This is a genomic window from Brucella sp. NBRC 12950 (genome assembly GCF_030268145.1).
In the GTDB taxonomy this organism is placed as follows: Bacteria; Pseudomonadota; Alphaproteobacteria; order Rhizobiales; family Rhizobiaceae; genus Brucella.
The window spans coordinates 334,555-358,008 of sequence record NZ_BSQC01000001.1 but is presented as its reverse complement, the minus strand read 5'-3'; the positions used below and the strand labels follow the sequence as shown (position 1 = coordinate 358,008).

The window sequence follows — 23,454 nt, the reverse complement described above, 5'->3', positions numbered from 1 at the left end:
CCTAATCGACGCAGGATTTTGGTTGTGTGAGCAGCAGATCAGGAACCATCGCAAACCCTTTCATGCGAACCGAGGGGCAGCAGGTGACAGAAATAGATTCCAATTTGTGAATCGATGCTGTAGGTGTCAACGCTAAGTCCCGATAAAAATACAAAGTTTTTGAATCGGGCTTTGCATAAAATCGAATAACTAGAGTGGCTTAGGCCAATCGGAAAACCACTCTGGCACTGGCTCATTTCTGCGGAAAGACTGTAGAGGAAAGTCCAAGCGTTTTGATTAAGGGCATGAACAACACAGATCAGCGCACTGATCGTTATCATCAGCATGGATTCATGCTGTTTGTAACGTGCGTCCTGTCGTTTGCAGCCTTTATGTTTGCGGTGGACCTTTCTGCCCTTGGCGATGAAGCCTGCCGCACTGTTCCCAAAAGCATGGCAGCCCAGCAGGTCGAAGACGCGCCTGCGATACCTGGACGCCAGCAATCCACGCCTGCGACGCAGCCGTTACGCGCCGTTCTGGCCGAAGCGATTGCTGCTAAAATCAAGGCAACCTATCCCGACGGAAATGGTGCAGGCTTGTCGGCAATGCCGCGTGATCTTGCATTTTTCGACGCAAAACCAGTCGAATCCGCAAGGACAAACGCGATTTTGAGACTTTCGCGGAGCACATATGCTCCCGTACGCGCGCCACCAAGGAGCGCCTGAAAGTCGTCATTGAGATTGGTCATAGCCAATCCTGAATCACTTACGAAGAAATGCGCCTTAAATTTTTGTATTCATTACGAAATTTGAATGCGCTCAATATCCGGAACTTCAACTCATGCGTACTTCTAAATGGGTCGCTGTGCTATATGGCCTGATCGTTCTGATCGGCGTCATTATCGCCCTGCCCAATTTCTTCACACAGCAGCATCTCGACGCGATGCCGTCGTGGTTCCCTAAACGACAGGTAACGCTCGGCCTCGATCTGCGTGGCGGCTCCTACCTTGTTCTTGAAGTGGATGCAGCTGGTCTCAAAAAAGATCGTATGCGTGCGCTGCTTGATGATGCGCGCGGCAAGCTGCGCGCTGAACGCATTCAGCCACAATCGATCCGCGCCGTTGGTGATTCCGTCATCGTGACGATCCCTGACGCCGATCAGCGTGCAAAGGCCGATACCGCGCTCAAAACCCTGATTTCTCAGGTTAACACGAGCGGCTTCGGCGCGGCGATCAACGATATCGACGTCACGTCCAGCGACAATCAGATTCGTCTGACACTGACACAGGCTGGTTTCACCTATCGCCTTGATTCAGCGCTTCAGCAGAGCCTTGAAATCATTCGCCAGCGTGTTGACCAGGTCGGCGTTGCCGAGCCTTCCATCCAGCGCGTTGGTTCCGACCGTATCGTTGTTCAGCTTCCGGGCCTTCAGGACCCAGCACAGCTTCGCCAGCTTCTCGGAAGCACCGCGAAGATGAGCTTCCACATGGTGGCTGACGCGAATCCGAATGATGCACCGCCTCCGGGTGTCAGCATCCTGCCGGATTCCAAAGATCCAAACATCAAATACCCAATTGAAGACCAGGTTGCCCTGTCCGGTGAGCGTCTTACCGATGCGCGTGCAGGATTTGATCAGCGCACCAACGAACCAATCGTTTCGTTCCGCTTCGACAGCCTCGGGGCCCGTCAGTTTGCTGACATCACCACCAAGAACGTCAATCGCCCATTTGCTATCGTTCTCGACGGCAAGGTGCTGAGCGCGCCGGTCATCCGTGAGCCGATTACCGGTGGTAACGGCCAGATCAGCGGCAGCTTCACGGTTCAGGACAGTGTTGTTCTCTCAGCACTGCTGCGTGCAGGTGCTCTCCCTGCCCCGCTGACGGTTATCGAAGAACGTACGGTTGGTCCTGACCTTGGTGGCGACGCCATCAAGATGGGTCTGATCACCGGTATCGCTGGCTTTATCCTCGTCGCGATCTTCATCCAGCTCCTTTATGGCGTCTGGGGTCTGATTGCCAACGTAGCGCTTCTACTCCACACGTTGCTGACCTTCGCAGCACTGAGCCTTATCGGCGCGACACTGACGCTGCCCGGTATCGCCGGTATTATTCTGGGTATCGGTATCGCGGTTGACGCGAACATTCTCATCAACGAACGTATTCGAGAAGAAACCAAAAGAGGCCTTGGTGCCATGGCAGCCCTCGACCGAGGCTTCCATAGCGCTTTCGCTACAATCGTTGACTCCAACGTTACCTCGCTGATTTCGACCCTGCTTCTCTTTATGTTCGGTACAGGCCCGGTACGCGGCTTTGCTGTTGCCATGATGCTCGGTATCGTGATCTCGATGTTTACCGACGTGACGCTGGTTCGCATGGCGATGGGTTGGTATGTGCGTCGTCGCAAGCTCAAGGTGCTTCGCATTGAGCCACTGGTAAGGATCGCGCCTGAAAACCCTAACTTCCGCTTTATGAATGCGCGCTTCTTCGGCATCGGCGTTTCTATCGTCCTATCGATTGCTTCGATCGCGCTCTTCTTCAAGCCGGGGCTGAATTACGGCATCGACTTCAAGGGCGGCATTCAAGCCGAAATCACCACGTCGCAACCTGCTGATCTGGCGCAATTGCGCGAGAAGCTCGGCGGACTTGGCCTTGGTGAAGTTGCCCTGCAGTCTGCTGGCAGCCCGAATGATGTGCTGATCCGTATTCAGCGTCAGGATGGCGGCGAAGAAGCACAAACGGTTGCGGTCAACAAGATGCGCGACGCTGTGACTGAAATCGATCCGGGTGTGAAGATTGAACGTACCGAAGTTGTGGGACCAAAGGTCTCCGGCGAACTGGCCCGTTCTGGCTTCATAGCGGTTGTGCTTTCGGCTCTCGGTATGCTCATCTATCTTTGGTGGCGTTTCGAGTGGTTCTTCGCAGTGGGCGCGATTATCACACTGATACTCGATACCACCAAGATGGTTGGCTTCTTCGCGCTGCTTCAGCTCGACTTCAACCTGACCGCCATTGCAGCGCTTCTGACCGCTATCGGTTACTCGGTAAACGATAAGGTAGTTGTTTATGATCGTATGCGTGAAAACATGCGTCTCTACAAAACGAAGCCTCTGCGTGAGATCGTCGATATGAGTATCAATCAGGTACTCGTCCGCTGTATCTATACATCGGTTGTGACGTTCCTCTGCCTTCTGCCAATGGCAATCTGGGGCGGCAGCGCCGTTCATAATTTTGCCGTGCCTATGCTGTTCGGTATCTTCATCGCAACGACGTCGTCGATCTTCATCGCTGCACCGATCCTGCTGTTGCTGGGCAACTGGTGGCAGCATCGTCGGGAAGCGCATCAGGCGCTTGAAGACAACACGGCTGCACAAAAATAACTCCATTGCCGGGCATGGTTACGATCATGCCCGGCTCTCCATAAAAATTTTATAAGACTGAAGAACGGGAAGGCACCCCTATGCCCCATGACACGCCTTTGATTGCGACAATCGTCATCGGGTTATGTCTGGCGTTTATCTTCGGCGCGATTGCCACCCGTCTCAAAATCTCCCCCCTCGTCGGTTATCTGCTTGCTGGTGTCATCGCTGGCCCGCACACGCCAGGTTTTGTTGCCGATCAAGACCTCATTCTCCAGCTCGCGGAAATCGGCGTTATCCTGCTGATGTTCGGCGTTGGTCTGCACTTCTCTCTCAAAGACCTGCTTTCTGTGAAAGCTATTGCTGTTCCCGGCGCGCTGGCACAGATCGCGACAGCAGCAGCACTCGGCACAGCTCTCGGTCTTGCACTTGGCTGGGACGTAAAAGCCGGTCTTGTCTTCGGGCTGGCACTTTCAACGGCCAGTACCGTCGTTCTCCTGCGTGCGATGCAGGATCTGCGACTTATCGATACAGATCGCGGCCGCATCGCCATCGGATGGCTGATAGTTGAAGACCTCGCCATGGTCATGGCGCTGGTGCTTCTGCCGGCTCTAGCCAGTGTCGGCACTGAAGCTGGACATGCCGCAGCCAACGATCCTATCGCCGAGTGGCTGGGGCTAGGCATTGGCGGCATCATTCTTCTGACCATTGCCAAGGTTGCAGTTTTTGTAGCGCTTATGCTGGTGGTGGGGCGAAAGGTGATCCCATGGCTTCTGAACGTCATTGTTCAGACAGGCTCGCGTGAACTGTTCCGCCTTGGCGTTCTGGCTATAGCGCTTGGTGTTGCCTTTGGCGCCGCCCATCTGTTCGGCGTATCTTTCGCGCTTGGTGCATTCTTTGCTGGCATGGTGATGAGCGAATCTGAGCTAAGCCATCGCGCCGCAGAGGAATCGCTGCCGTTGCGCGACGCTTTCGCGGTTCTGTTCTTCATTTCCGTGGGCATGTTGTTTGATCCGATGAGTCTCATCCGTGATCCCCTGCCCCTGATTGCGACACTCCTGATTATTCTGGTCGGCAAATCGGTTGCAGCATTCTTCATTGTCCGCGCATTTAAACGTCCCGTTGGAACAGCTCTTACCATTTCCGCAAGTCTTGCTCAGATCGGCGAGTTCTCATTCATCCTCGCAGGGTTGGGAGTAGGCCTCAACCTTCTCCCGCCTGAAGGGCGCGATCTGATCCTCGCCGGTGCAATTCTTTCGATCTTCCTCAACCCGGTCATGTTCATTGTTGCCGAGCGACTACGACCTTGGATCGAAAAGCGTCTGGGCGTTGAAGGCTCAACCAATGATTTGGGTGAAACAAGCCTCGATATCTCGGAACCCGAACCGCTACCGCGCACCAAATTGATAGCTCACACAATCATTGTGGGCTATGGCCAAATCGGTAAACGAGTGGCTTCGGCCTTGCAGGAAAAGCAAATGCCTTTCCTTGTGATCGAAAATTCGCCCAAGATTTATTTCAGATTGAAAGAAATCGGCATTGAAGCTATTGCGGGCAATGCCTCTGATGCTGAAATATGGGAGGCGGCGAATCCTGAGAAAGCAATCAATCTGGTGATTGCTATCCCGAATGCATTTGAAGCCGGGCGCGCAACATCACTTGCCCGGGCTGCAAATCCGGGCCTGCGCATCATCGTGCGAGCCTGTTCGCCAGCTGAAGCACAATACCTGCACGATCTAGGTGCAGACTCCGTTATCCTGGGCGAAGCCGAAATCGCCGGAGCAATGGAGAGAGCAATTATAAACGAGAGACGAAACGAGGGTTTTCAGCAACATCGCCCTTCGTCCGAGACCATGGTTGATTTGAAGGGGATCGAACCGGAAGCAACCTGATGCAAGAACCGGAGAGATCGATAAAGGGGAATTAGATGCGAGTTGAAGGTGCGGTGATCGGTTAATGAAGTTCAAGGATTACATCTGGCCGGTAATAGGCATTCTAGCAGTCATTGTTTCAGCCTGGCTTCTTTATCGGGAGCTGCGCAGTATCTCGCTTGAAGACGTTCTGGATAGTCTTTACGCGATCCGCGCGCATCATTGGTTGCTGGCAACAGCAGCAGCGCTCCTCGCCTATAGCTCGCTGGCCGGATATGATCGCATTGCGCTTCTCCATTTGCGTCGCAAAATTTCCTGGCTCTTCATCGCCCTCTGCTCGTTTACGACCTACGCATTGTCGCACAATATCGGCGCGTCGGTCGTTTCAGGTGCAGTGGTGCGTTATCGCGCATATTCCTCGCAAGGAATGCCAGGCAGTGAAATCGCTGTCCTTATCGCTTTCTGCTCATTCACATTCATTCTCGGCGTAATCATCACCTCCAGCATTGTCCTGCTGCTGGAACCGCATATTTTGATGCGGTTCAACTCGGACTTGACGCCGACTGTGTCGATAGTCATCGCGTTGTTGATGCTGGCTTTTGTACTGCTTTATATCTTCGGCAGCTGGTTGCAATTACGCCCACTTCAGATCGGCAAATTCCGCCTCGAATATCCGCGTTTGCCAGTTGTTACACAGCAGCTGATTGTAGCCCCGCTAGAACTGATTGGTGCCGCAGGCATCATCTATTTCGCACTGCCAGAAGCAGGCAATCCGGGCTTCCTGATTATTCTCGGTATCTTCCTGGTATCGTTCTCGGCAGCACTTATATCGCACGCTCCGGGCGGCCTTGGTGTGCTTGAGCTGGTTTTCCTCACCGGCCTGCCGGATATGGATCAGGCTGACGTTCTGGCGGCACTTATCGTCTTCCGCCTGCTTTATCTTCTCATTCCATTTGCCATGTCGCTGATCGTGGTTCTAGTTTTCGAGAAATCGCAATTTGTGCTGCGCTGGAACGACAAACAAAAGAAGTAATCAATCTGAGGCGGGATTAATTTTTACACACCCGCCTCAATTTGAATTTATATTCCTTAAATTGATATGAAATAGCCCCTATCTTGGAAATTGCTTCGCATATCCTCCCGATGCAGAGCAGAAACGCCTCCCAAGGCACATTCCAAGAGGAACTAACGCATGCCTGCGACATTGATCATCCCCGGTTACAAGGGATCGGAAGCAGGCCACTGGCAGCGCCAATGGTTGCATGACGATCCGTCAGCAGTGCTCGTCGAACAAGATGACTGGCACTATCCGGTGCTATCCGACTGGATGCACGCGCTTGAAGCCAAACTCGCCGAAAATCCCGGTGCGGTTCTGGTTGCCCATAGTCTTGGTTGTATTCTTGTTTCGCATCTCGCAAGCCGTCCGGCTGCGGCTCACGTTGCTGGCGCACTTCTGGTCGCCCCGGCAGACGTTGAAACTATGTCGCGTCGCGATAGCCGCTTTGCGAGCTTTGCACCCTTGCCTCGGCATGAATTGGCTTTTCCATCCATCGTCGTTGCCAGCCGCGATGACGAATATATGCGCTTTGCCAAGGCAGAAGCCATTGCGAATGTCTGGGGTTCTGGCTTTGTCGACGTCGGCCATGCAGGCCATATCAACGTGGCAAGTGGCTTCACGCATTGGCCGGAAGGCGCAATCCTCGCCTCATCCCTGCAACGCGAACCAATAACACACACGCTCTCCCAAGCAGCGTGACCGCTAGCCGCCTGCCTCTCAAAAAGCAGGCGGTTTCTTTTTAGCCGTGCTGTTTCCGCTCAAGCCAGATTTTTAGAACAAGCGTCAGCAACGCTAAGCCAGCCAGTGTCGAAGCGGCAGCAAAAGCACCCGCGACATTGTAATCGTTGAACAAGAGCTCAACCTGCAGCGGCAATGTATTGGTCTTGCCACGAATAGCGCCTGACACAACGGACACCGCGCCAAACTCGCCCATCACGCGGGCATTACAAAGCACAGCACCGTAAAGCAGCGCCCATTTGATATTGGGCAGCGTGACATAAAAAAATGTCTGCCAGGCATTCGCTCCAAGCGTAAGAGCCGCTTCTTCCTCATCGCTGCCCTGCACTTCCATCAGTGGAATCAGCTCGCGTGCCACAAAAGGCGACGTCACGAACAGGCTCACCAGAAAGATCGCGGGAACCGTGAACATGACCTTGACGTCGTAGCTCTCAAGCAACGGTCCGAGCAGTCCCTGCGAGCCATACAGGAAAAGATACGTAACACCAGCGACGATCGGAGAGACCGAGAACGGAATTTCGACGAATGTGATCAACAGTCGGCGACCCGGAAAGCGAAATTTTGTGACCAGCCACGCCACACAAATGCCAAATGCCATATTGATCGGCACAACCACAATCGCGGTCAGGATCGTCAGCCACACCGCATGAAGCGTATCAGGCTTGAGAATTTCTCCAAAGAAGACATCCACCCCTTTGCTGAAGGCATAGGAGAAGATGACGGCCAGCGGCGCGCCAATGCAGATTGCTGACAAAATGGCAGCCATTCCGATCAGCAGGCTACGCACAGAGCCCGGCTTGTTGCGCGCCTGCGCGCTTGCACTAGCGCTCTGCATAACGAAGCCGCCTTGCCTGAATGATATTAGTCACAAGAAGCATAAAGAACGCCATGAGCAGCATCATGAAAGCGAGTGCTGCAGCAGCTGGATAATCATATTCATCCAGCCTGATGAAAACCAGAAGTGATGTGACTTCCGTTTCAAACGGCAGATTGCCGGAGATGAAAACGATGGAGCCGAACTCACCGAGACTGCGGGCAAAGGACAACGAAGCGCCAGCCAGGAACGCCGGGAAGATTGTCGGCCAGATAATATGCGAGAAAACCTGCCAGGGGCTAGCACCCAGGCTGCGCGCAGCCTCTTCCACATCAGCACTCATATCTTCCAGCACCGGCTGTACGGTGCGGATGACAAAGGGAATACTGGTAAAAAACATCGCAATCATAATGCCAAGTGGCGCATAAGCAACCTTGATACCAATCGGCTCAAGAAAGCGACCAAACCAGCCATTGGGTGCGAACAGCGTCACCAGTGCCAGACCGGCTATCGCAGTAGGCAAAGCAAAAGGCAGATCGACTGCCGCATCGATCAGTCGCTTTCCAGGGAACTGATAGCGGGACAGAACCCATGCAAGCAGAAGCCCAAACAGACCGTTGAACACCGTAGCTACGGCTGCGGCACTGATTGTAATGCGAAACGTCGCCAATGCACGATCCGAAGTTACGATGTTCCAGAAATCGCTCCATCCAAGACTGGCGGTTTTCAGGATCATTGCCAGTAGAGGCAAGGCGACAATGACCGCCAGATAAAGCAAAGTGCAGCCAAGGGTCAGTCCGAACCCCGGCAGCACCGAATTGCGTTTCATGCTCAGAAGCGACACTGGATTTTTCCAAAAGAAAGGCGAGAGCTGGGTGCTCCCGCCGGGTAGTCTTGTTTACTTAGCAGTAAAGAGCTTATCAAGTACGCCGCCTTCGGCAAAATGCTCTTTCTGAACCTTTTCCCAGCCGCCAAAAGCATCTTCGACTGTTACAAGGCGCACATCTGGATAGATATCCTTATGCTTTGCAATCACGTCCTTGTCGTGCACGCGATTGAAATTCTGTGCGAGGATTTCCTGACCTTCAGGCGCGTAGAGATAGTTTAGATAAGCTTCGGCAATCTTGCGGGAGCCGCGCTTGTCGACAACCTTATCAACGACAGTAACCGGGAATTCAGCCAGAAGGCTGACTTCTGGAACAACCACGTCATATTTGTCTTCGCCGAGCACCTTGGCTGTACCGCGCGTTTCCGCTTCAAACGTTACCAGAACGTCGCCGATACCGCGTTCAGCAAAGGTCGTCGTTGCACCACGACCGCCTGTATCGAACACTGGTACGTTCTTGAAAATCTTACCGATGAACTCGTGAACCTTTTCCTGATCGCCCTTGAAAGCTTCGTTGGCATAAGCCGTCGCTGCTAAATAGGTATAGCGCGCATTACCAGAGGTCTTAGGGTTCGGGAAAACAACCTTCACGTCGTCACGAGCGAGATCATCCCAGTTCTTGATGCCCTTTGGATTGCCTTCACGCACAAGGAAAGCCGGGAACGAGTAATAAGGCGAAGAATTGTTTGGCAGGCGCTTCTGCCAATCAGCAGGAATAAGGTCGCCCTTATCGTGCAACACCTGAACATCCGTCACCTGGTTAAAGGTTACAACATCAGCTTCCAGACCTTCGAGAATGGAACGAGCCTGCTTGGATGAACCGGCATGGGACTGATTGACAGTGAGGTCTTCTCCAGTCTTGGCTTTCCAATCCGCGATGAATGCCTTGTTGACCTGCTCGTAAAGCTCGCGTGCGATGTCATAGGAAACGTTGAGGATTTCCTTTGGCTCCTGCGCGCTGACCGGAGCTACGCCCAAACCGAGAGCAACAGCCGCATATAGAATAATTTTCTTCATAGATCGCACCCTTCTCACTTTGCTTGCGCAAAGCGCCCGTAAATCGACTTCTGTTGGGAAACAAATCTACAGAGAGACAAGCAAGAATCAATCTAAATCATTGATTTAAATATATAAACTACTTTCATAACCATTCTTGGAAACCTCGCCTAACGGAAAAATTGGTCTGAGAATATTTTTCCAAAGACAGGCAGAAACGCGCAATAAAAACGAGAAAGCCGGAAGCTTTCGCTCCCGGCTTTCGAAACTTTTTTCATTGCTTAGATGTTACCAAAACCCACGGTGCTGCCAGCACCAGAGAAAATTTTGCTCGCCACGCTCCAAGCGATTACGACGACGCTCTGCAATTTCATCAGCGCTTAGCTTCATGCCGCGCCAAGGCTGCTCCAGATAGGCCGTCATGCGCAGCACAGCATCTTTTATGCTTTGCGCCAGCAATTGAATTTTACGGTTCATAAGAGCCTCCATTTCACGCTCACCACTCAAGCTGCAATCTGAAGCCCAATTTGGGCCACGCTTTCGCCGCAGCAATGAACGATGTGTTAATTTTGAAGGCTTCTGCGATAAAGTCAATATCCCACTTATTTTATGGGAGTTAACATCGCGAAATATTTTGCGAGCAACCATGTGGATGCTCGCAAAATTATTCTATTTTACACTTCGTAGTCGTCGACGGGCCTGATCCGGACCTTTTCAACATGACGACCACTCATCGCTTCGATGGTGAATTGGTATCCATCCTCGACAAAGCTTTCACCGCCCACCGGCAGATGGCCGAGGTGCCAAAGCACATAGCCCGCAAGCGTTGTGTAACGATCGCTATCATCCACCAGATCGCGCTGCAGGATGCTGCTGAGACGGCGAATATCAGTGAAACCATCAACCAGATAGCCACCCTGTCCGTCTGATTCTGCAACAGCAGCCTCTTCGTCTTCATCCGGGAACTCACCGGCAATGGCTTCAAGCACGTCGGTCGGTGTGACTACGCCTTCAAACGAGCCATGCTCATCCACCACCACAGCAAGCTGCACCGGCGAAACACGAAGCTGTTCCATGACGCGAAGCACATTCGCATTTTCATGAACCACCAGCGGCTGCTTGACCACTTCATCCCAGTTGATCTGCTTCTTGTCGGTCATATCAAGCAGCAGATCCTTGACCGAAGCGACACCGACAAACTCATCAACCTGACGACGGGCAACAATTACGCGAGAATGCGAAAGCTTACGGATCGCTTCATGAAGCTCAGCTTCATCCTCATCCAAATCAAGCCATTCGATCTCATTACGCGGCGACATGATGGAACGAACCGGGCGATCGGCAAGATCCAGTACGCCTCGGATCATTTCCTTTTCTTCCGGCAGGAAGACGTCACTGGCAGCCGTCTGCTGCGCAATCACGTCAACTGTGTCCGAAAGTGGGTTATCGCCGCGATGGCCACCGAGCAGGCGCAGAACAGCGCCCGCTGTGCGTTCACGAAGATCGTTTGTGGTCACGAGCTTTTCGCGATTCTTACGCGCCATCTGATTGGCCGCCTCGATCAATACCGAGAAGCCGATAGCGGCATAGAGATAGCCCTTCGGAATATGGAAGCCGAAGCCTTCAACGACAAGGCTGAAGCCGATCATCATCAGGAAGCCAAGGCAGAGGATAACCACTGTTGGATGCTTGTTGACGAAGTCCATCAGCGGACGCGAAGCCAGCATCATGACTGCAATCGCAATAATGACCGCGATCATCATAACCGGCAGATGCTGCACCATACCAACAGCCGTGATCACGCTATCGAGCGAGAAGACCGCATCAAGCACGACGATCTGAACGATAACCTGCCAGAAGATCGCATGGGCAACGCGCGTGTTCTTAGGTCCATGCGCACCTTCAAGGCGCTCATGCAACTCCATCGTACCCTTAGCGAGAAGGAACAGACCACCAACCAGCATTATGAGATCGCGACCGGAGAAGGAAAGTCCCATCACGGCAATCAACGGTTCGCGCAGCGTCACGATCCACGAGATCGAAGCCAGCAATGCGAGACGCATTATCAAGGCCAATGAAAGACCGATTATACGCGCACGATTACGCTGATGAGGCGGAAGTTTATCGGCCAGAATGGCGATAAAGACGAGATTGTCGATGCCGAGAACAATTTCTAGCACCACCAATGTCACGAGTCCTACCCAGGCATTGGGGTCGGCAATCCAGTCCATGGACCAATCCATGATTTGTCGGCTCCTGTAAAATCAGAGAAAAGAGGAAACAGAAAAAACGCCGCCTGCGTTTCCCTCCCGAACCACAGAAAAGCGGATCGGCCAGAAGGAATTGCAAACGGCGTGAGAAAGCTCAAAGCCTTTTAAGTCCAATGCTCCCATACAGGGAGCGGGACTTCGTGAAGACGAATCGTCAGAACTGTCGTCGGGCATAAAGCGCGATGAACCTTTTAAAGAGACACGAAGCAGACCCTTTGTCTGCTCCAGAACGGCTGCATTATGCAGACGCGCGGCTTACGCGCAAGACCATATACTATTCAGCCGGAGAAACATGCACGCCGCGCTTGCGCTCACGACGTGGACGACCTTTGAAATAACGCATACCGATCACCGTTACCACGATCGTCAAGGCCGTAATGCCTATCACGGACCAGAACATGTGATCGCCATCCATCTTCGCAAATACGCCTATGCCGCGACCAGCGAGCCAGCCTGGTAGGAACATGAGCGGCGCCCAGACCACCGCAGAAAGCACGTTTGCGGTCTGGAAGCGCTTTTGATCCATCGACATCATGCCTGCAACCATCGGAACGGTACAACGGACCGGCCCAAAGAAGCGACCAAGGAAAACAGCCGAGAAGCCATAGCGGCGAAATAGCAATCGTGCCCGCGCAATGCCGGTGCGGTGCTTATTGAGCGGCCACTTGTGAATAATGCTGCGACCAAGCCACCAGCCAAGCAAATAAGAAACGATATCGCCGATGACCGCGCCGATGATGGCGCCGATGATAATTGGCCAAGGCTCCACGATTCCGGCGCCCACCAGACCGCCAATGGCGAGCATGATAGGTGTGGCAGGAATGAACATTCCGATAATAGCGAGAGACTCGCCGAAGGCTATAATGCCTACGATAGGACCCGCCCATACCCGATGATCGGAAATGAACTGTCCGAGATCGCTAATTATGCTTTCCATTCCGTCCTCAAAATGCCGCGAACCGGATTCTGAAGTCAGACCCCAACCGTGGGGTGACTTCGGGTTTTCTTAAACGAGGACAATCCGGTGCGTGAACCCCTCGCCTGCCTGCGCGTAACAAACGCTTGCAGCATTCTCTCAATGGCAAAGAACTTATTTGCCTATCAAGTCTTTTATATGCCGAACCATCTCAGACAAGCATCAAAAATTGATGACATGGCTGCGAATTTTGCTGCGCAAATCATTTAGCTCGAACGAATAATGCCAGTCCCCTCTTGAGCGAAGCATTAGCAAGTCCAAATCGAGCGTTGCGAATATGGAAATTCCTGCGTCCACTTACAACGTCATTTGGAAAAAATGATTCAAAATCAGAATCATGACAAGAATGATTCCACTGGCAGAAATTTATTTTAGCAATCAAAACGATTAGTTTTCACTTATACGCGGAATAGGTGCATTGAGTATTTAATTAAGAACTCCGCATTTCCGGGCTTTTTGAAATCTCCGCAACTTTTTTTCATTTTTTTATCACTGAAGGCTAGACAGACAGAAAAGCGGCCTTTATAGAACCGCTCACCTCACCGGGGCCGCTGCCTCGGAGAAGCGAGTGGGTGATTAGCTCAGTTGGTAGAGCAGCTGACTCTTAATCAGCGGGTCGTAGGTTCGATCCCTACATCACCCACCATTTTCTCCTCTTCTTTCAAAGAGTTACCGCTGATTACACGATAGCCGGACGAACCGGCTCAAGTTTCAATTGCGTTAAAAATCTTCTTCCTTGCTACTTGTAAATATCCAGCAATATTGCAGCCTAAGTGCGCAAATAGGCATGGCGAAACCAATAAGGTGGTACTATGAGTGTGCCACATGACGCCCAAGAGCCTTGGTTACACATTCACACTTCTAGCCGTTGCCATTTTTGCGGCACAAGATGGCATCTCGAAGTATCTCGGATCACATTACTCGCCCATCTTCATAACGATGGTGCGTTATTGGGCGTTTGCCGTTTTCGTGATTCTACTTGCGATGCGCGCCGGGGGAATTGCACGCGCTGCTTCGACTAAGCGTCCATTTTTGCAGATCTTCCGCGGCGTCTTGCTGGCAACGGAAATCGTTATCTTCGTATTCGGCCTTAGCCGGGTCGGCATGGCCATGGCGCAGTCAATCTTTCAGGTAGGCCCATTACTCGTCACGATGCTCTCAGTGCCCTTCCTTGGCGAAAAAGTAGGCTGGCGTCGCTGGACCGCGATTGTGGTGGGTTTGTTCGGTGTTCTTCTCATCATCAATCCAACTCATGTAAAATTCGACCTGAACTTGCTGTTTCCCATGGCTGCAACAACCATGTTTGCAATTTATGCGATTGCGACACGCGCAGTCAGCAAATCTGATAACTCCATGACCAGCTTCTTCTATACGGGCATTGGCGGCGCTGTTGTACTAACCGCAGTCGGTCTTTTTCATATGGAACCAATTGCGCAGAATGACTGGCCCTGGATGGCGGCGCTTTGCGCCTGTGGCATTGCAAGCCATTATTGCCTCATCCGCGCCTACGACATTCTTGAAGCCGGTGAGGTGCAACCACTATCCTATCTCCAGCTCGTGATTGGAGCGTTCATTGCAGTTCTTGTTTTCAACGAACATCTGACCTGGAATGTAGTGACCGGTGCAAGCATTGTCGTCGCGGCTGGCCTCTTCTCGATGTTTCGAGAGAGAAAGCTCGCAAGCAAGGCATCGTAACATTACGAATTATTAATTGGCCTGTTCATATCAGGTTCACCTAAAATGGCTGACATTGCTCACACGCCAATAAATGGCGCCGTGTATAGAGTAATGGAGTCAAATAACCATGAAATCGAAGACCTTGTATATTGCAGTTATCGCTTCTGCATTGCTTTCCACCGCCGCATTCGCACAGGAAAAGGCCAGCGAAAATACAGACAAGTCAGCGACGGATACTTCCATTACACAGAATGATGGATCTAAAGGCAAGCGCGGACCAATCGATCTCGAGAAATTCTCCCGCATGGACGAATTGAAAGCCGCCGACACAAATGGCGACGGCGTCCTCTCTCGCAATGAAATTGAAGCACTCGCGCTCAAGCGCATGGTCAGCCGCGCAGCAGACCGCATGGAACGTCGCCTTGATGTAAAGGGCGATGGCAAAATCACTCTGGAAGCGATTGAAAAGCAACGACAGAAGGAATTTGCAGCGCTTGATCGCAACGAAGATGGTAAGCTAGACCGCCACGAACTACGTGCGGGCAAGAAGTTCCACCACCATGGCCCAAAGGGTCCGCATCACGGTGGCAAAGGCAAAATGGAACACCACCAGCCAAAGCCACAGCAGTAAAATGGACATTACGAAAAAGCCCCGCAATGCGGGGCTTTTTTTGTTTCCATTATGAGCGAATAACGCCCTTCTTGAAAATGATATTGCCATAGAGACGCTTTTCGCCAGAGCGGATGACTGCATAGGCAGCACTCGCCCGATCGTAGAACGCAAAGCGATCAATCGGATCAACAGCAATTTTGCGGCCTTCTGCCTTCTCAATGATGGCTTCAAATTCACCAAAAATCGCAGGCGTCTCGCTAGGGCACTCCATCACAGCCGCTGGCTTATCAACAAAGTCGTCGAGCGGCAGCAGTGAAAGCACAGCGTCTGCAATATCTGTCGCGCTGATCCCCGGAAAGTCCAGAACCTGCACACCGGAAGCCTGTGCTGGATAATTGGCATCAACGATAACAAGATCGTCGCCATGGCCCATATCCGCAAGCACTTCAAGAAGCGAACCGGTCAGCAGTGGGTTTAGATTTTTAAGCATTGGGTAAATCCGAATGGTGGAGTTTGAATGCGCGCACCCTATAGCATCACCGTAATAACCGATATCGGTTTCTGGAGACACGGGGCAAAGATAAAAGAAGCGAAAGTGTCGTGTCCACACTCATTATGGTGATCACAAGCGACAAAAAACGCCGGCTGATTAAAGCCGGCGTTTCCAGTTGATCACTTAAAAAGAAACGTACCGTTATTCAGCTTTCGCTTCAATATTGACCTTATCAAGCAGCGCTAGCGGGTTCTGCGATGCCGCAACCATTTCCAGCGCACCAATACCCTTGTCTGACTTGGACTTGACCGTCACCTCAAAGATATTTGGCTTAGCAAGGAATGTCGAAAAAGCAGTGATCGCATCTTGAAGCTGCGGTTGGTCGGCAGCAAGTTCCTGCAGAACTGCATTAGCAATCATGGTCAAAGCGCTGCGGGCATCTTCGACAGTCATGTTGTTTTCGTCTGCGTAGAACTTGAGACCCTTTTCAATCAGACCCTGTTCTTCAATCTTGAGCTTTACCTCACGAGCCTTGAGGCCGAGAAGTGCAACCTGTGCCAAAACTTTATCACCGGAGAAGAACTCTTTGGTGAAGCCGCCCAATAGACCAGACATGGAAATTTTTCCCATGTCCTGACCGCTGACCGACAGATCCTTGATGACGAGGCTCTGGCTGGCTTCATCCCAATTTGCTTCCAGATTGGATGAAACGTTTACACGGTCATAACCGAGCTTGCGCAGCTGCTGATACATTTCTTCACGGCTGTTCGCAGGAACAGGCAAAGACATATCCTCATAGGCAACACGAATATCAGTCGGAATACCGTTGAACGGCTTGTTCAATGCCAGCTCGTAGCTCTTCATGCTGAACTTGATGCGCTCAGGCAAACCGGTTGCTGGCGGCGTTGCAGTGGTGTCCTGATCTTCCTCAACATCAACATCGTCATTGGCGTTACTGTCGCCCGGCAGGTCAGCATCAACACCTTTGACGACCATCGTGCCGAATTCAGGCAGCATGGTCGTGAACGGGAAATTCTCCATTTCCTGGTCGCTCAGACCTGCAAACTTTGTCACGGCCTCTGCCGACGGCGCCCAGTTGAAGCCTTTAAGCGAGAATTCGTCCAGCTTCACGAAGTCGGTGCCGTTACCAGCCGAGAAGCCATTAAGCGACATGTCGAGCTTCTTATTGTCGAAGGACATCGCCATCTTGTCGATTTTGCCTTCGCCCTTTTCTGGATCACCCGGTTGGATTTTCATCCCGAGTAACTCGACGTCGCCCTTACCAATCGTGTCGAAGAGACCGATCAGGCGCATGAAGAACTCTTTACGTTCTTCCTGCGAAAGAGATTCGATGTCCTTGGCTGCTTCCAGTTTCTGTAGTGTTTCGGTAAACGGCTCTGCAGGCAGGCGCATGGTAAAGCCGTTGCTGCGAACTTCATCATAGCTGAAGCTCGACTTTGTGCCCTTTACGGCGATATTCTTCGCAGAAAACGGTCCATAAACTGGCTTCGCTTCGGTATCGCTCGGGCCAGCCTTCTCAGTATAAAGACGCGCTATAAAAACGCCGTCAATATCCTTGCCTTCTGATGCGCCGATCGTACCAGCCATACGTTCTTCATTAATCGTGCCGTTCTCATCGGGCAACGAAAGATCAAGATCGAATGTCGCGCCACTTGAAGTGTAGCGTGCGACATGGCCATGAACGATGTCTTCCAGCGCGACATCTTTATAAGATGTCTTCTGTTCCTTATCGTTCAACATCTGAACGATGTTGATTTCAGGCACCAACATGCGCTTGGCAGAAACACGCCCAACGCGTTCAGCAAGGCTCAACTCGCCATTGCCGAACGTATCGCGCAGCATCTGGATATCGAAATTCGCATCGTCGATAAGAACACTCGGCATCTCAATCTTAAACTGAGCGATTTCCGTCTTGATACCTTTGGCATCAAGCATGCCATTCAGAAACAGTACTTTTGGACGACCTTCGATCGAAGCGATGGTGACGTTCGTGCCGTTTTTCAAAGGCAGGACCACATCGGTCAGCTTTATGTGGCCGAGAAAATCTGCCGAAACAGAGGCAGCCTTGCCGCCACGCCGCTCAAGCTGGGCGTTAATCGTCTTTTCGAGTGTGATCTTGTATCCGACTGCACCTGCAGCCGCGATGGCTATGACTGCGACAGCTGCCCAAAGCGCTTTGCGTCCGCCCTTGCGTTTTCCGCTCGTTGCCTGCTCCACGATTTCTCATCCTTTCAGCGCAATTTCAACGGGATCTGATAGATGATTGGTTAATCACAAGAAATTGTAAGAGCAAGCAGGATCGGTAAAGATTAAGATTTTTTCGGCCACCAGATGTGAAAAATCCTGCACATTCTGGAAGGATTTTGCAGAAATTGGTGCAGAAGAGCCTCAGAGCGGGTTTGCTGGATGCGGAGACGAATCGTATGCACCCCAAATCGACTGGTCAAAATTCACGATTGCACCAGTCATCATTCCGGATTCTTCCGACGCCAAAAACGCAATCGCGCGCGCAACTTCCCTGGGATCAATCAGACGTCCAAATGGCTGGGCCTTGACCGCTTCATCCAACCAATTGGCGGGTGCGCCGTGGAATTCGCGCTGGATACGATCTTCGCCATCCGATGCCATCCAGCCGATATTGAGGCTGTTGACGCGGATGCGATTACGCAGCACCGAATAGGCAATATTGCGCGTGAGCGTATCAAGCGCACCCTTGGACGCACAATAAGCAGCGATGAATGGTTGGCCGCCCATGGAGGACATGGACGAAATATTGACAATCGCTCCTTCAACCTTTTCACGCCGGAAAAGCTTGATCGCTTCCTGAATAAGAAAGAAAGGTGCACGCGTATTGACCGCAAAAAGCCGATCAAACAGTTCAGGCGACGTATCAAGTATATCGCCACGGTCCGTCAATCCGGCTGCATTGACGAGAATATCAAGCCGTCCAAAAGCCCGATCCGCTTCCGAAATCACCTGACGGCAATCTTCGACCTTTTCCAGATCGGCTTGAACAAACACGGCCTTCACACCGAGCTGCTCCAGCGTGTCGGCCTGCGCCCTGCCTTTTTCGGCTGAGCGACCGCAGATCACTATGCCCTCCGCGCCACGTTCGGCAAAAAGCTGTGCTGTAGCCGCACCAAGACCTTGGGTGCCGCCAGTGATGACCGCAACCTTGCCATTCAATTGTCCGCTCATTTCTGGCTCCAAATATAAGTTAAACCCGTCCACCCAACGCAGATGAGAGATCAGCCAGTTCCTGGCCGCCTGCCATAAGGCTCTGCAGCTCATCCATGTCCACATCGCTTCTGGTGCGGGTTCCAAACGTGGCACCGCGATTAAGCACGGTAAACTTGTCGCCTACGGCATGAGCGTGGCGCACATTATGCGTGATGAAGATCACACCAAGCCCTCGCTCACGCACAAGGTTGATATACTTCAGCACCATAGCTGTCTGACGCACACCAAGTGCCGAGGTTGGCTCATCGAGGATCAACACTTTCGCCCCAAAATAGACTGCCCGTGCAATCGCTACACATTGTCGTTCGCCGCCCGACAACGTGCCAACGGCCTGCTGCGGATCACGGACATCAATACCGATCTTCTTCATCTCTTCACGGGTCACATCTTCCGCAAACTGCGTATCGAACCAGCGAACTGGCCCAATCCCCTTGGTCGGTTCCCGACCGAGAAAGAAATTTCGCATGACCGACATAAGAGGGATCATCGCAAGATCCTGATAGACCGTCGCAATGCCGTGATCGAGCGCATCGCGCGGACTGTTGAAGACAACCTGTTTGCCTTCTACAAAAAACTCTCCGCTTGTTGGTTTGTGCACGCCGGACAGTGTTTTAATCAGCGTCGACTTACCGGCACCGTTGTCACCAAGCAGACAGTGTACCTGCCCCGGTTCCACACTGAGTGAAACGCCGTTCAGCGCAATAACCGGGCCGAAGTGTTTGACAAGATTGCGAACCTCAATGATCGGGGTTGTCATAGTGCATACTCCCTATCAACGCAGTTTCAGGAAAGTTTGGAAGCGGTTTCCCTGGAACTGCGTGAATGCTGAAACCTATCGCTCGCCGGTGGCGCGCTTACGGATAAAGTTGTTGAAGAGAACGGCGATCAGCAGCATTCCGCCAAGGAATACCAAGTACCAGTCCTGATCAATCGTCGTGTAAGTCAGGCCAATCAGCACCATACCGAAGATGATGGAGCCGAAGAATGCCCCAATGGCCGAACCATAGCCGCCAGTAAGCAGACAGCCCCCGATAACAGCTGCAATGATCGCTTCGAATTCCTTCTGGAAGCCGCGCCGCGCATCCGTCGACCCCGCATCAAGAACAGTAAGAATGGCAACAAGTGCTGCTGCCATTGCCGTACACATGAAAAGAATTGTCTTAACACGACGCACAGGCACACCCGAATTGCGCGCAGCCAGCGCATCACCACCAGAGGCGAAAATCCAGTTACCGAAGCGGGTTCGCACCAGAACGTAGGTCGCCACGAGAGCGATGCCGATGAACCAGAGAACTTCGACGGGTACACCCTTCACCGTCGGCTGGCCATTTGGGAACTTCGCGATGAGGTCTTTTTCCGCAAGCCATTCAAACAATCCTTGAAAAGCATCACCAGAAAACAATCCCGCAAGATAGCTCGTGCCGACAGCTTCCTTCACACCACGCAATTGCGTTGCACCACCCGTCGCCCATTTGAGGCCGACCAGCGAAAGCCCACGCAGGATGAACAGAAACGCCAGCGTAACGATGAAGGAGGGCAAGCCGGTTTTAAGCACAATCTGCGCGTTCACAGCCCCCACAAGCGCCGCGAAAACCAGTGTCAGAATGATGGCAACGATGAGCGGTACCTGCCAAACGACGAGGGCAGCAGCGAATATTAGGCCGGCGAAGGCTATCATTGAGCCGATAGAAAGATCAAATTCGCCACCGATCATGAGTAGCGCGGCAGCCACAGCAAGAATGCCAAGCTGCGATGCAGGCGCCATGAAATTCATAATACCGGCGGCGGTGAACATTGCCGGATTGGCTGTCGACAGGAAGAAGATCGTGATGAGCACGAGACCTGAAACCGCACCCAGTTCAGGACGACTAAGCATCCGCTGGAGTGCACTGGCGTTCTTCAGCCGCTCATCCCGTTGCGCAGCTGCGATCGCCGGATCATTTGCTGCAGTCTGAGCGGGCTGCTCTGATGAAGTTGGCTCACTCATGCTTTCCTCCTTCAAGCGTATCCGCGAAAATACGCATTAAAACAATTCTCTAGAGCACCATTTTGATTCAATTTGAGAGAAACGCGCTCTAGACAACGCGACATGAAGGTCGCGAACTTATGGGTATGGATACTCGATCCCGCCCATTTTCATGGGCGGGGTGAGATATTCAAAAGTTATGCGTTGCTGCTTAGCGGATGCCCTTGGCAGACAGTTCAACCACCTGCTTGGCTTTGTCCTTGGTAATCAGGTTCGGGCCCGACGGCACATTGCCGCCCGGCATCAGGCCGTATTTCGCATTGAGCGCCAGAAACGCAACTGGCAGATAACCCTGCAGAAACTGTTGCTGATCAATCGCGAAATCCGCTTTTCCGTTTTCAACCGCCTCAAGGAAGCCAGCCGACATATCGAAAGTGGCAATATGAATGCCTTCGCGACCACTTTCTGAAGCTGCCTTAACTGCTGGCTCACCGGCCAGCGTTGCGTTCAGCGTCAGAATTGTATCGACCGCCGTGTCAGATGCGAGTGCTGCACGCACCTTGGATTCATTTTCAGTCGGATCAGCCGAGGTGGGCAAAACCGTCACATCGCCAAAACCTTCCTTGAAGCCCGCACAACGCTGATCAAGCGAGACGTTACCGACTTCCTGATTGACGCAGATGCCTTTCTTGCCACCAGCCTTTTTAAGTGCTTCACCGGCAACCTTGCCAGCATCGAACTCATCCTGACCGACATGCAGCAACGCACCAAGCTTTTTGGAAGCATCCGAACCTGCGTTCATCGAAATAACCGGAATACCGGCTGCAACAGCACGTTCAATCGACGGCCCGAGCGCGTCGGCATCTGGAATCGAAACAACGATGCCCTGCGGGTTCTGGTTGATTGCAGCATCAATGAGTTGCGCCATCTGCACCATGTCGAATGTTTCAGGTGCGCGATAATCAACCTTTGCACCTGTATCCTTGGCTGCTTCCGCAACACCATTCTTCACAACCGACCAGAAAGGATCGGATGCCTGGCCGTGGCTGACAACAACAATGCTGACATCCTGTGCCTGCGCCGCAAATGACGCAGCCATCAGCGCAACGCCAGCAACTGCCGATTTCAATAGAGATTTCATGTTCACTCCTCCCTGCCCGGCACTCCCCGCCGGTTTGTTAATTTGTCTGCACTTCGTTCAGAGCTAATTCCGGGGCTGCCTCCACGCATTTGATCCCGGCAATTTCGCTGCAATCTTTGTCATTTAATAGAATGAAACATTCATTAGAAAATTCTCGTGGAATTATAATTCCATTTCTGTTAGCTCATGTCAATCACATAAGCAGCAGTCAAAATGCACATGCAATTTAGCTCTGGGAGGAGAGAATGGCAGTTGTAGCAGGCCTGATCGGCTCGGGTTTCATGGGCAAAACTCATGCTCTCGCCCTTGCGAATGTAAACCGGATTTTCGACCTGCCGATGACGGTCGAGCTTCACACATTGGCCGATGTGGACGAGAAAACCGCCTCACGCGCAGCGTGTCAGCTTGGCTTTGCTCATTCCACAGGCAGTTGGCGTGACCTGATCGCCCATCCAGCCATCAATCTGATCGATATCACAACCCCAAATCGCTTTCATAAAGAAATGGCGCTTGCTGCCATTGATGCAGGCAAGCACGTCTACTGTGAGAAGCCATTAGCTCCAACTGCCGCCGAATGCCTTGAAATGACACTCGCTGCCGAACGGAAGGGCATTCAAACCGCAGTCGGATTCAATTACCTCAAGAACCCGATGATTAAGCTCGCTAGAGACATCATCGAGAGCGGCGAAATTGGCAATGTCAGAAATTTTCGCGGCATCCATGCCGAAGACTTCATGGCCGATCATCGAATTCCTTGGTCATGGCGACTTGATCCGGCAGGTGGTGGCGGCGCCCTTGCCGATATAGGCAGCCATATTATTGCCGCGGCACGCTATCTGGTTGGTCCGGTTGCCGAGGTGATGGGCAAAAGCGTGACAGCAATTGCAGAGCGTCCCGACCACAACAACCCATCGCAGATGAAAGCAGTCGAAGTGGATGATATCTGCCATGCTTTTCTATCGTTCGAGAATGGCGCAACCGGCACTATCGAAGCGAACTGGCTCGCCAGTGGCCGCAAAATGCAACATGATTTTGAGATATCGGGCTCAAAGGGCTCGATCTTTTTCTCGCAAGAGCGCTTCAACGAACTCGACCTATTCCTTTTCTCTGACAAGAAAGGGCAACAGGGTTTCCGCAAGATTTTTGCAGGCCCAGACCACGAGCCTTATGGCGCGTTTTGCGTGGCGGGCGGGCATCAGATTGGCTTCAATGATCTGAAAACGATTGAGGTGCGCGACTTCCTGTTAAGTATTGCCGGACAGAATACTGGTCACGCCGATTTCCGCGAAGGCTATGAGGTGCAAAAAACTATCGAAGCCATCTACGCATCCAGCCGCGAGCGGCAGTGGAAACCAATATAAT

The 23,454-nt window shown here is 52.3% G+C and carries 21 protein-coding genes and 1 tRNA gene; 10 read left to right on the top strand and 12 right to left on the bottom strand.

Translation table 11 applies throughout. The features are described from left to right. Window positions 1-284 precede the first annotated feature (284 nt). The 5 genes from QSJ70_RS01670 to QSJ70_RS01650 all read left to right on the top strand — a co-directional run bounded on the left by QSJ70_RS01670 (window position 285) and on the right by QSJ70_RS01650 (window position 6,960). The gene (locus QSJ70_RS01670; protein ID WP_105518691.1) at window positions 285-704 is read left to right on the top strand and encodes a hypothetical protein; all 420 of its coding nucleotides are present in this window, start codon (window positions 285-287) and stop codon (window positions 702-704) included. A 115-nt stretch (window positions 705-819) separates the two neighbouring features. Further along, on the top strand, window positions 820-3,354 hold the full coding sequence (gene secD / locus QSJ70_RS01665; protein WP_064320778.1) for a protein translocase subunit SecD: 2,535 nt from the start codon (window positions 820-822) through the stop codon (window positions 3,352-3,354). Window positions 3,355-3,434: 80 nt separating this feature from the next. Beyond that, the gene (locus tag QSJ70_RS01660) at window positions 3,435-5,225 is read left to right on the top strand and encodes a cation:proton antiporter domain-containing protein (RefSeq protein WP_285534582.1); all 1,791 of its coding nucleotides are present in this window, start codon (window positions 3,435-3,437) and stop codon (window positions 5,223-5,225) included. Window positions 5,226-5,289: 64 nt separating this feature from the next. Continuing rightward, entirely contained in the window at window positions 5,290-6,237 is a 948-nt protein-coding gene (locus QSJ70_RS01655) for a lysylphosphatidylglycerol synthase domain-containing protein (protein ID WP_007875615.1), read from the top strand. Window positions 6,238-6,396: 159 nt separating this feature from the next. Then, complete coding sequence (locus QSJ70_RS01650; protein ID WP_064320780.1) at window positions 6,397-6,960, top strand: alpha/beta hydrolase; 564 nt, start codon at window positions 6,397-6,399, stop codon at window positions 6,958-6,960. 40 nt (window positions 6,961-7,000) lie between these two features. Here the strand turns inward: QSJ70_RS01650 and cysW are convergent, their stop codons facing one another. The 6 genes from cysW to QSJ70_RS01620 form a co-directional block, all read right to left on the bottom strand. Continuing rightward, the gene (gene cysW, locus QSJ70_RS01645; RefSeq protein WP_285534581.1) at window positions 7,001-7,834 is read right to left on the bottom strand and encodes a sulfate ABC transporter permease subunit CysW; all 834 of its coding nucleotides are present in this window, start codon (window positions 7,832-7,834) and stop codon (window positions 7,001-7,003) included. Next, complete coding sequence (gene cysT, locus QSJ70_RS01640; RefSeq protein WP_051063921.1) at window positions 7,821-8,642, bottom strand: sulfate ABC transporter permease subunit CysT; 822 nt, start codon at window positions 8,640-8,642, stop codon at window positions 7,821-7,823. Before cysT ends, cysW begins: the two co-directional genes overlap by 14 nt. A 69-nt stretch (window positions 8,643-8,711) precedes the next feature. Then, the gene (gene cysP / locus QSJ70_RS01635) at window positions 8,712-9,716 is read right to left on the bottom strand and encodes a thiosulfate ABC transporter substrate-binding protein CysP (protein WP_079212036.1); all 1,005 of its coding nucleotides are present in this window, start codon (window positions 9,714-9,716) and stop codon (window positions 8,712-8,714) included. A gap of 267 nt (window positions 9,717-9,983) precedes the next feature. Beyond that, window positions 9,984-10,172, bottom strand: a complete 189-nt coding sequence (locus QSJ70_RS01630) for a hypothetical protein (protein WP_039859886.1) — start codon at window positions 10,170-10,172, stop codon at window positions 9,984-9,986. A gap of 197 nt (window positions 10,173-10,369) precedes the next feature. Further along, entirely contained in the window at window positions 10,370-11,938 is a 1,569-nt protein-coding gene (locus QSJ70_RS01625; RefSeq protein ID WP_285534579.1) for a TerC family protein, read from the bottom strand. A 301-nt stretch (window positions 11,939-12,239) separates the two neighbouring features. Continuing rightward, window positions 12,240-12,902, bottom strand: a complete 663-nt coding sequence (locus tag QSJ70_RS01620) for a DedA family protein (protein ID WP_007875629.1) — start codon at window positions 12,900-12,902, stop codon at window positions 12,240-12,242. Window positions 12,903-12,989: 87 nt separating this feature from the next. Here QSJ70_RS01620 and QSJ70_RS01615 point away from each other — a divergent pair, with 87 nt between their 5' ends. From QSJ70_RS01615 to QSJ70_RS01600, 4 genes are all read left to right on the top strand, one after another. Next, the gene (locus QSJ70_RS01615) at window positions 12,990-13,151 is read left to right on the top strand and encodes a hypothetical protein (RefSeq protein ID WP_153222971.1); all 162 of its coding nucleotides are present in this window, start codon (window positions 12,990-12,992) and stop codon (window positions 13,149-13,151) included. A 360-nt stretch (window positions 13,152-13,511) separates the two neighbouring features. Further along, window positions 13,512-13,587 (top strand) — tRNA-Lys (locus QSJ70_RS01610). A 179-nt stretch (window positions 13,588-13,766) separates the two neighbouring features. After that, window positions 13,767-14,636, top strand: a complete 870-nt coding sequence (locus QSJ70_RS01605; RefSeq protein WP_105518693.1) for a DMT family transporter — start codon at window positions 13,767-13,769, stop codon at window positions 14,634-14,636. A gap of 109 nt (window positions 14,637-14,745) precedes the next feature. Next, complete coding sequence (locus QSJ70_RS01600; RefSeq protein WP_113159993.1) at window positions 14,746-15,249, top strand: EF-hand domain-containing protein; 504 nt, start codon at window positions 14,746-14,748, stop codon at window positions 15,247-15,249. A 49-nt stretch (window positions 15,250-15,298) separates the two neighbouring features. On the opposite strand, the gene QSJ70_RS01595 is transcribed toward QSJ70_RS01600, so the two are convergent. The 6 genes from QSJ70_RS01595 to QSJ70_RS01570 form a co-directional block, all read right to left on the bottom strand. Next, window positions 15,299-15,721 carry an RbsD/FucU family protein gene (locus tag QSJ70_RS01595; RefSeq protein ID WP_105518695.1) on the bottom strand — a complete coding sequence of 141 codons (423 nt, stop codon included), beginning with the start codon at window positions 15,719-15,721 and terminating at the stop codon, window positions 15,299-15,301. Between the two features lie 204 nt (window positions 15,722-15,925). Beyond that, window positions 15,926-17,962, bottom strand: a complete 2,037-nt coding sequence (locus QSJ70_RS01590; RefSeq protein ID WP_113159994.1) for an aq_1923 C-terminal domain — start codon at window positions 17,960-17,962, stop codon at window positions 15,926-15,928. Window positions 17,963-18,133: 171 nt separating this feature from the next. Continuing rightward, window positions 18,134-18,943: an SDR family oxidoreductase gene (locus QSJ70_RS01585; protein ID WP_113159995.1), complete on the bottom strand. Its 810-nt coding sequence runs from the start codon at window positions 18,941-18,943 to the stop codon at window positions 18,134-18,136. A gap of 19 nt (window positions 18,944-18,962) precedes the next feature. Beyond that, window positions 18,963-19,742 carry an ATP-binding cassette domain-containing protein gene (locus QSJ70_RS01580; protein WP_112812487.1) on the bottom strand — a complete coding sequence of 260 codons (780 nt, stop codon included), beginning with the start codon at window positions 19,740-19,742 and terminating at the stop codon, window positions 18,963-18,965. 75 nt (window positions 19,743-19,817) lie between these two features. Next, window positions 19,818-20,972, bottom strand: a complete 1,155-nt coding sequence (locus QSJ70_RS01575; RefSeq protein WP_007875638.1) for an ABC transporter permease — start codon at window positions 20,970-20,972, stop codon at window positions 19,818-19,820. A gap of 190 nt (window positions 20,973-21,162) precedes the next feature. Then, window positions 21,163-22,092, bottom strand: coding sequence for a sugar ABC transporter substrate-binding protein (locus QSJ70_RS01570; RefSeq protein WP_007875639.1), 930 nt, complete (start codon window positions 22,090-22,092; stop codon window positions 21,163-21,165). 245 nt (window positions 22,093-22,337) lie between these two features. On the opposite strand from QSJ70_RS01570, the gene QSJ70_RS01565 reads away from it, so the two are divergent. Then, window positions 22,338-23,453 carry a Gfo/Idh/MocA family protein gene (locus tag QSJ70_RS01565; protein ID WP_285534574.1) on the top strand — a complete coding sequence of 372 codons (1,116 nt, stop codon included), beginning with the start codon at window positions 22,338-22,340 and terminating at the stop codon, window positions 23,451-23,453. Window position 23,454: the final 1 nt, after the last annotated feature.

Coding starts and splice junctions, on each gene's coding strand:
- QSJ70_RS01625 (WP_285534579.1), bottom strand. CDS start 11,938: ATGGATTGGTCCATGGACTGGATTGCCGACCCCAATGCCTGGGTAGGA.
- QSJ70_RS01630 (WP_039859886.1), bottom strand. CDS start 10,172: ATGAACCGTAAAATTCAATTGCTGGCGCAAAGCATAAAAGATGCTGTG.
- QSJ70_RS01570 (WP_007875639.1), bottom strand. CDS start 22,092: ATGAAATCTCTATTGAAATCGGCAGTTGCTGGCGTTGCGCTGATGGCT.
- cysW (WP_285534581.1), bottom strand. CDS start 7,834: ATGCAGAGCGCTAGTGCAAGCGCGCAGGCGCGCAACAAGCCGGGCTCT.
- QSJ70_RS01565 (WP_285534574.1), top strand. CDS start 22,338: ATGGCAGTTGTAGCAGGCCTGATCGGCTCGGGTTTCATGGGCAAAACT.
- QSJ70_RS01650 (WP_064320780.1), top strand. CDS start 6,397: ATGCCTGCGACATTGATCATCCCCGGTTACAAGGGATCGGAAGCAGGC.
- QSJ70_RS01575 (WP_007875638.1), bottom strand. CDS start 20,972: ATGAGTGAGCCAACTTCATCAGAGCAGCCCGCTCAGACTGCAGCAAAT.
- QSJ70_RS01600 (WP_113159993.1), top strand. CDS start 14,746: ATGAAATCGAAGACCTTGTATATTGCAGTTATCGCTTCTGCATTGCTT.
- secD (WP_064320778.1), top strand. CDS start 820: ATGCGTACTTCTAAATGGGTCGCTGTGCTATATGGCCTGATCGTTCTG.
- QSJ70_RS01605 (WP_105518693.1), top strand. CDS start 13,767: ATGACGCCCAAGAGCCTTGGTTACACATTCACACTTCTAGCCGTTGCC.
- QSJ70_RS01585 (WP_113159995.1), bottom strand. CDS start 18,943: ATGAGCGGACAATTGAATGGCAAGGTTGCGGTCATCACTGGCGGCACC.
- QSJ70_RS01660 (WP_285534582.1), top strand. CDS start 3,435: ATGCCCCATGACACGCCTTTGATTGCGACAATCGTCATCGGGTTATGT.
- cysP (WP_079212036.1), bottom strand. CDS start 9,716: ATGAAGAAAATTATTCTATATGCGGCTGTTGCTCTCGGTTTGGGCGTA.
- QSJ70_RS01595 (WP_105518695.1), bottom strand. CDS start 15,721: ATGCTTAAAAATCTAAACCCACTGCTGACCGGTTCGCTTCTTGAAGTG.
- QSJ70_RS01620 (WP_007875629.1), bottom strand. CDS start 12,902: ATGGAAAGCATAATTAGCGATCTCGGACAGTTCATTTCCGATCATCGG.
- QSJ70_RS01655 (WP_007875615.1), top strand. CDS start 5,290: ATGAAGTTCAAGGATTACATCTGGCCGGTAATAGGCATTCTAGCAGTC.
- QSJ70_RS01670 (WP_105518691.1), top strand. CDS start 285: ATGAACAACACAGATCAGCGCACTGATCGTTATCATCAGCATGGATTC.
- cysT (WP_051063921.1), bottom strand. CDS start 8,642: ATGAAACGCAATTCGGTGCTGCCGGGGTTCGGACTGACCCTTGGCTGC.
- QSJ70_RS01580 (WP_112812487.1), bottom strand. CDS start 19,742: ATGACAACCCCGATCATTGAGGTTCGCAATCTTGTCAAACACTTCGGC.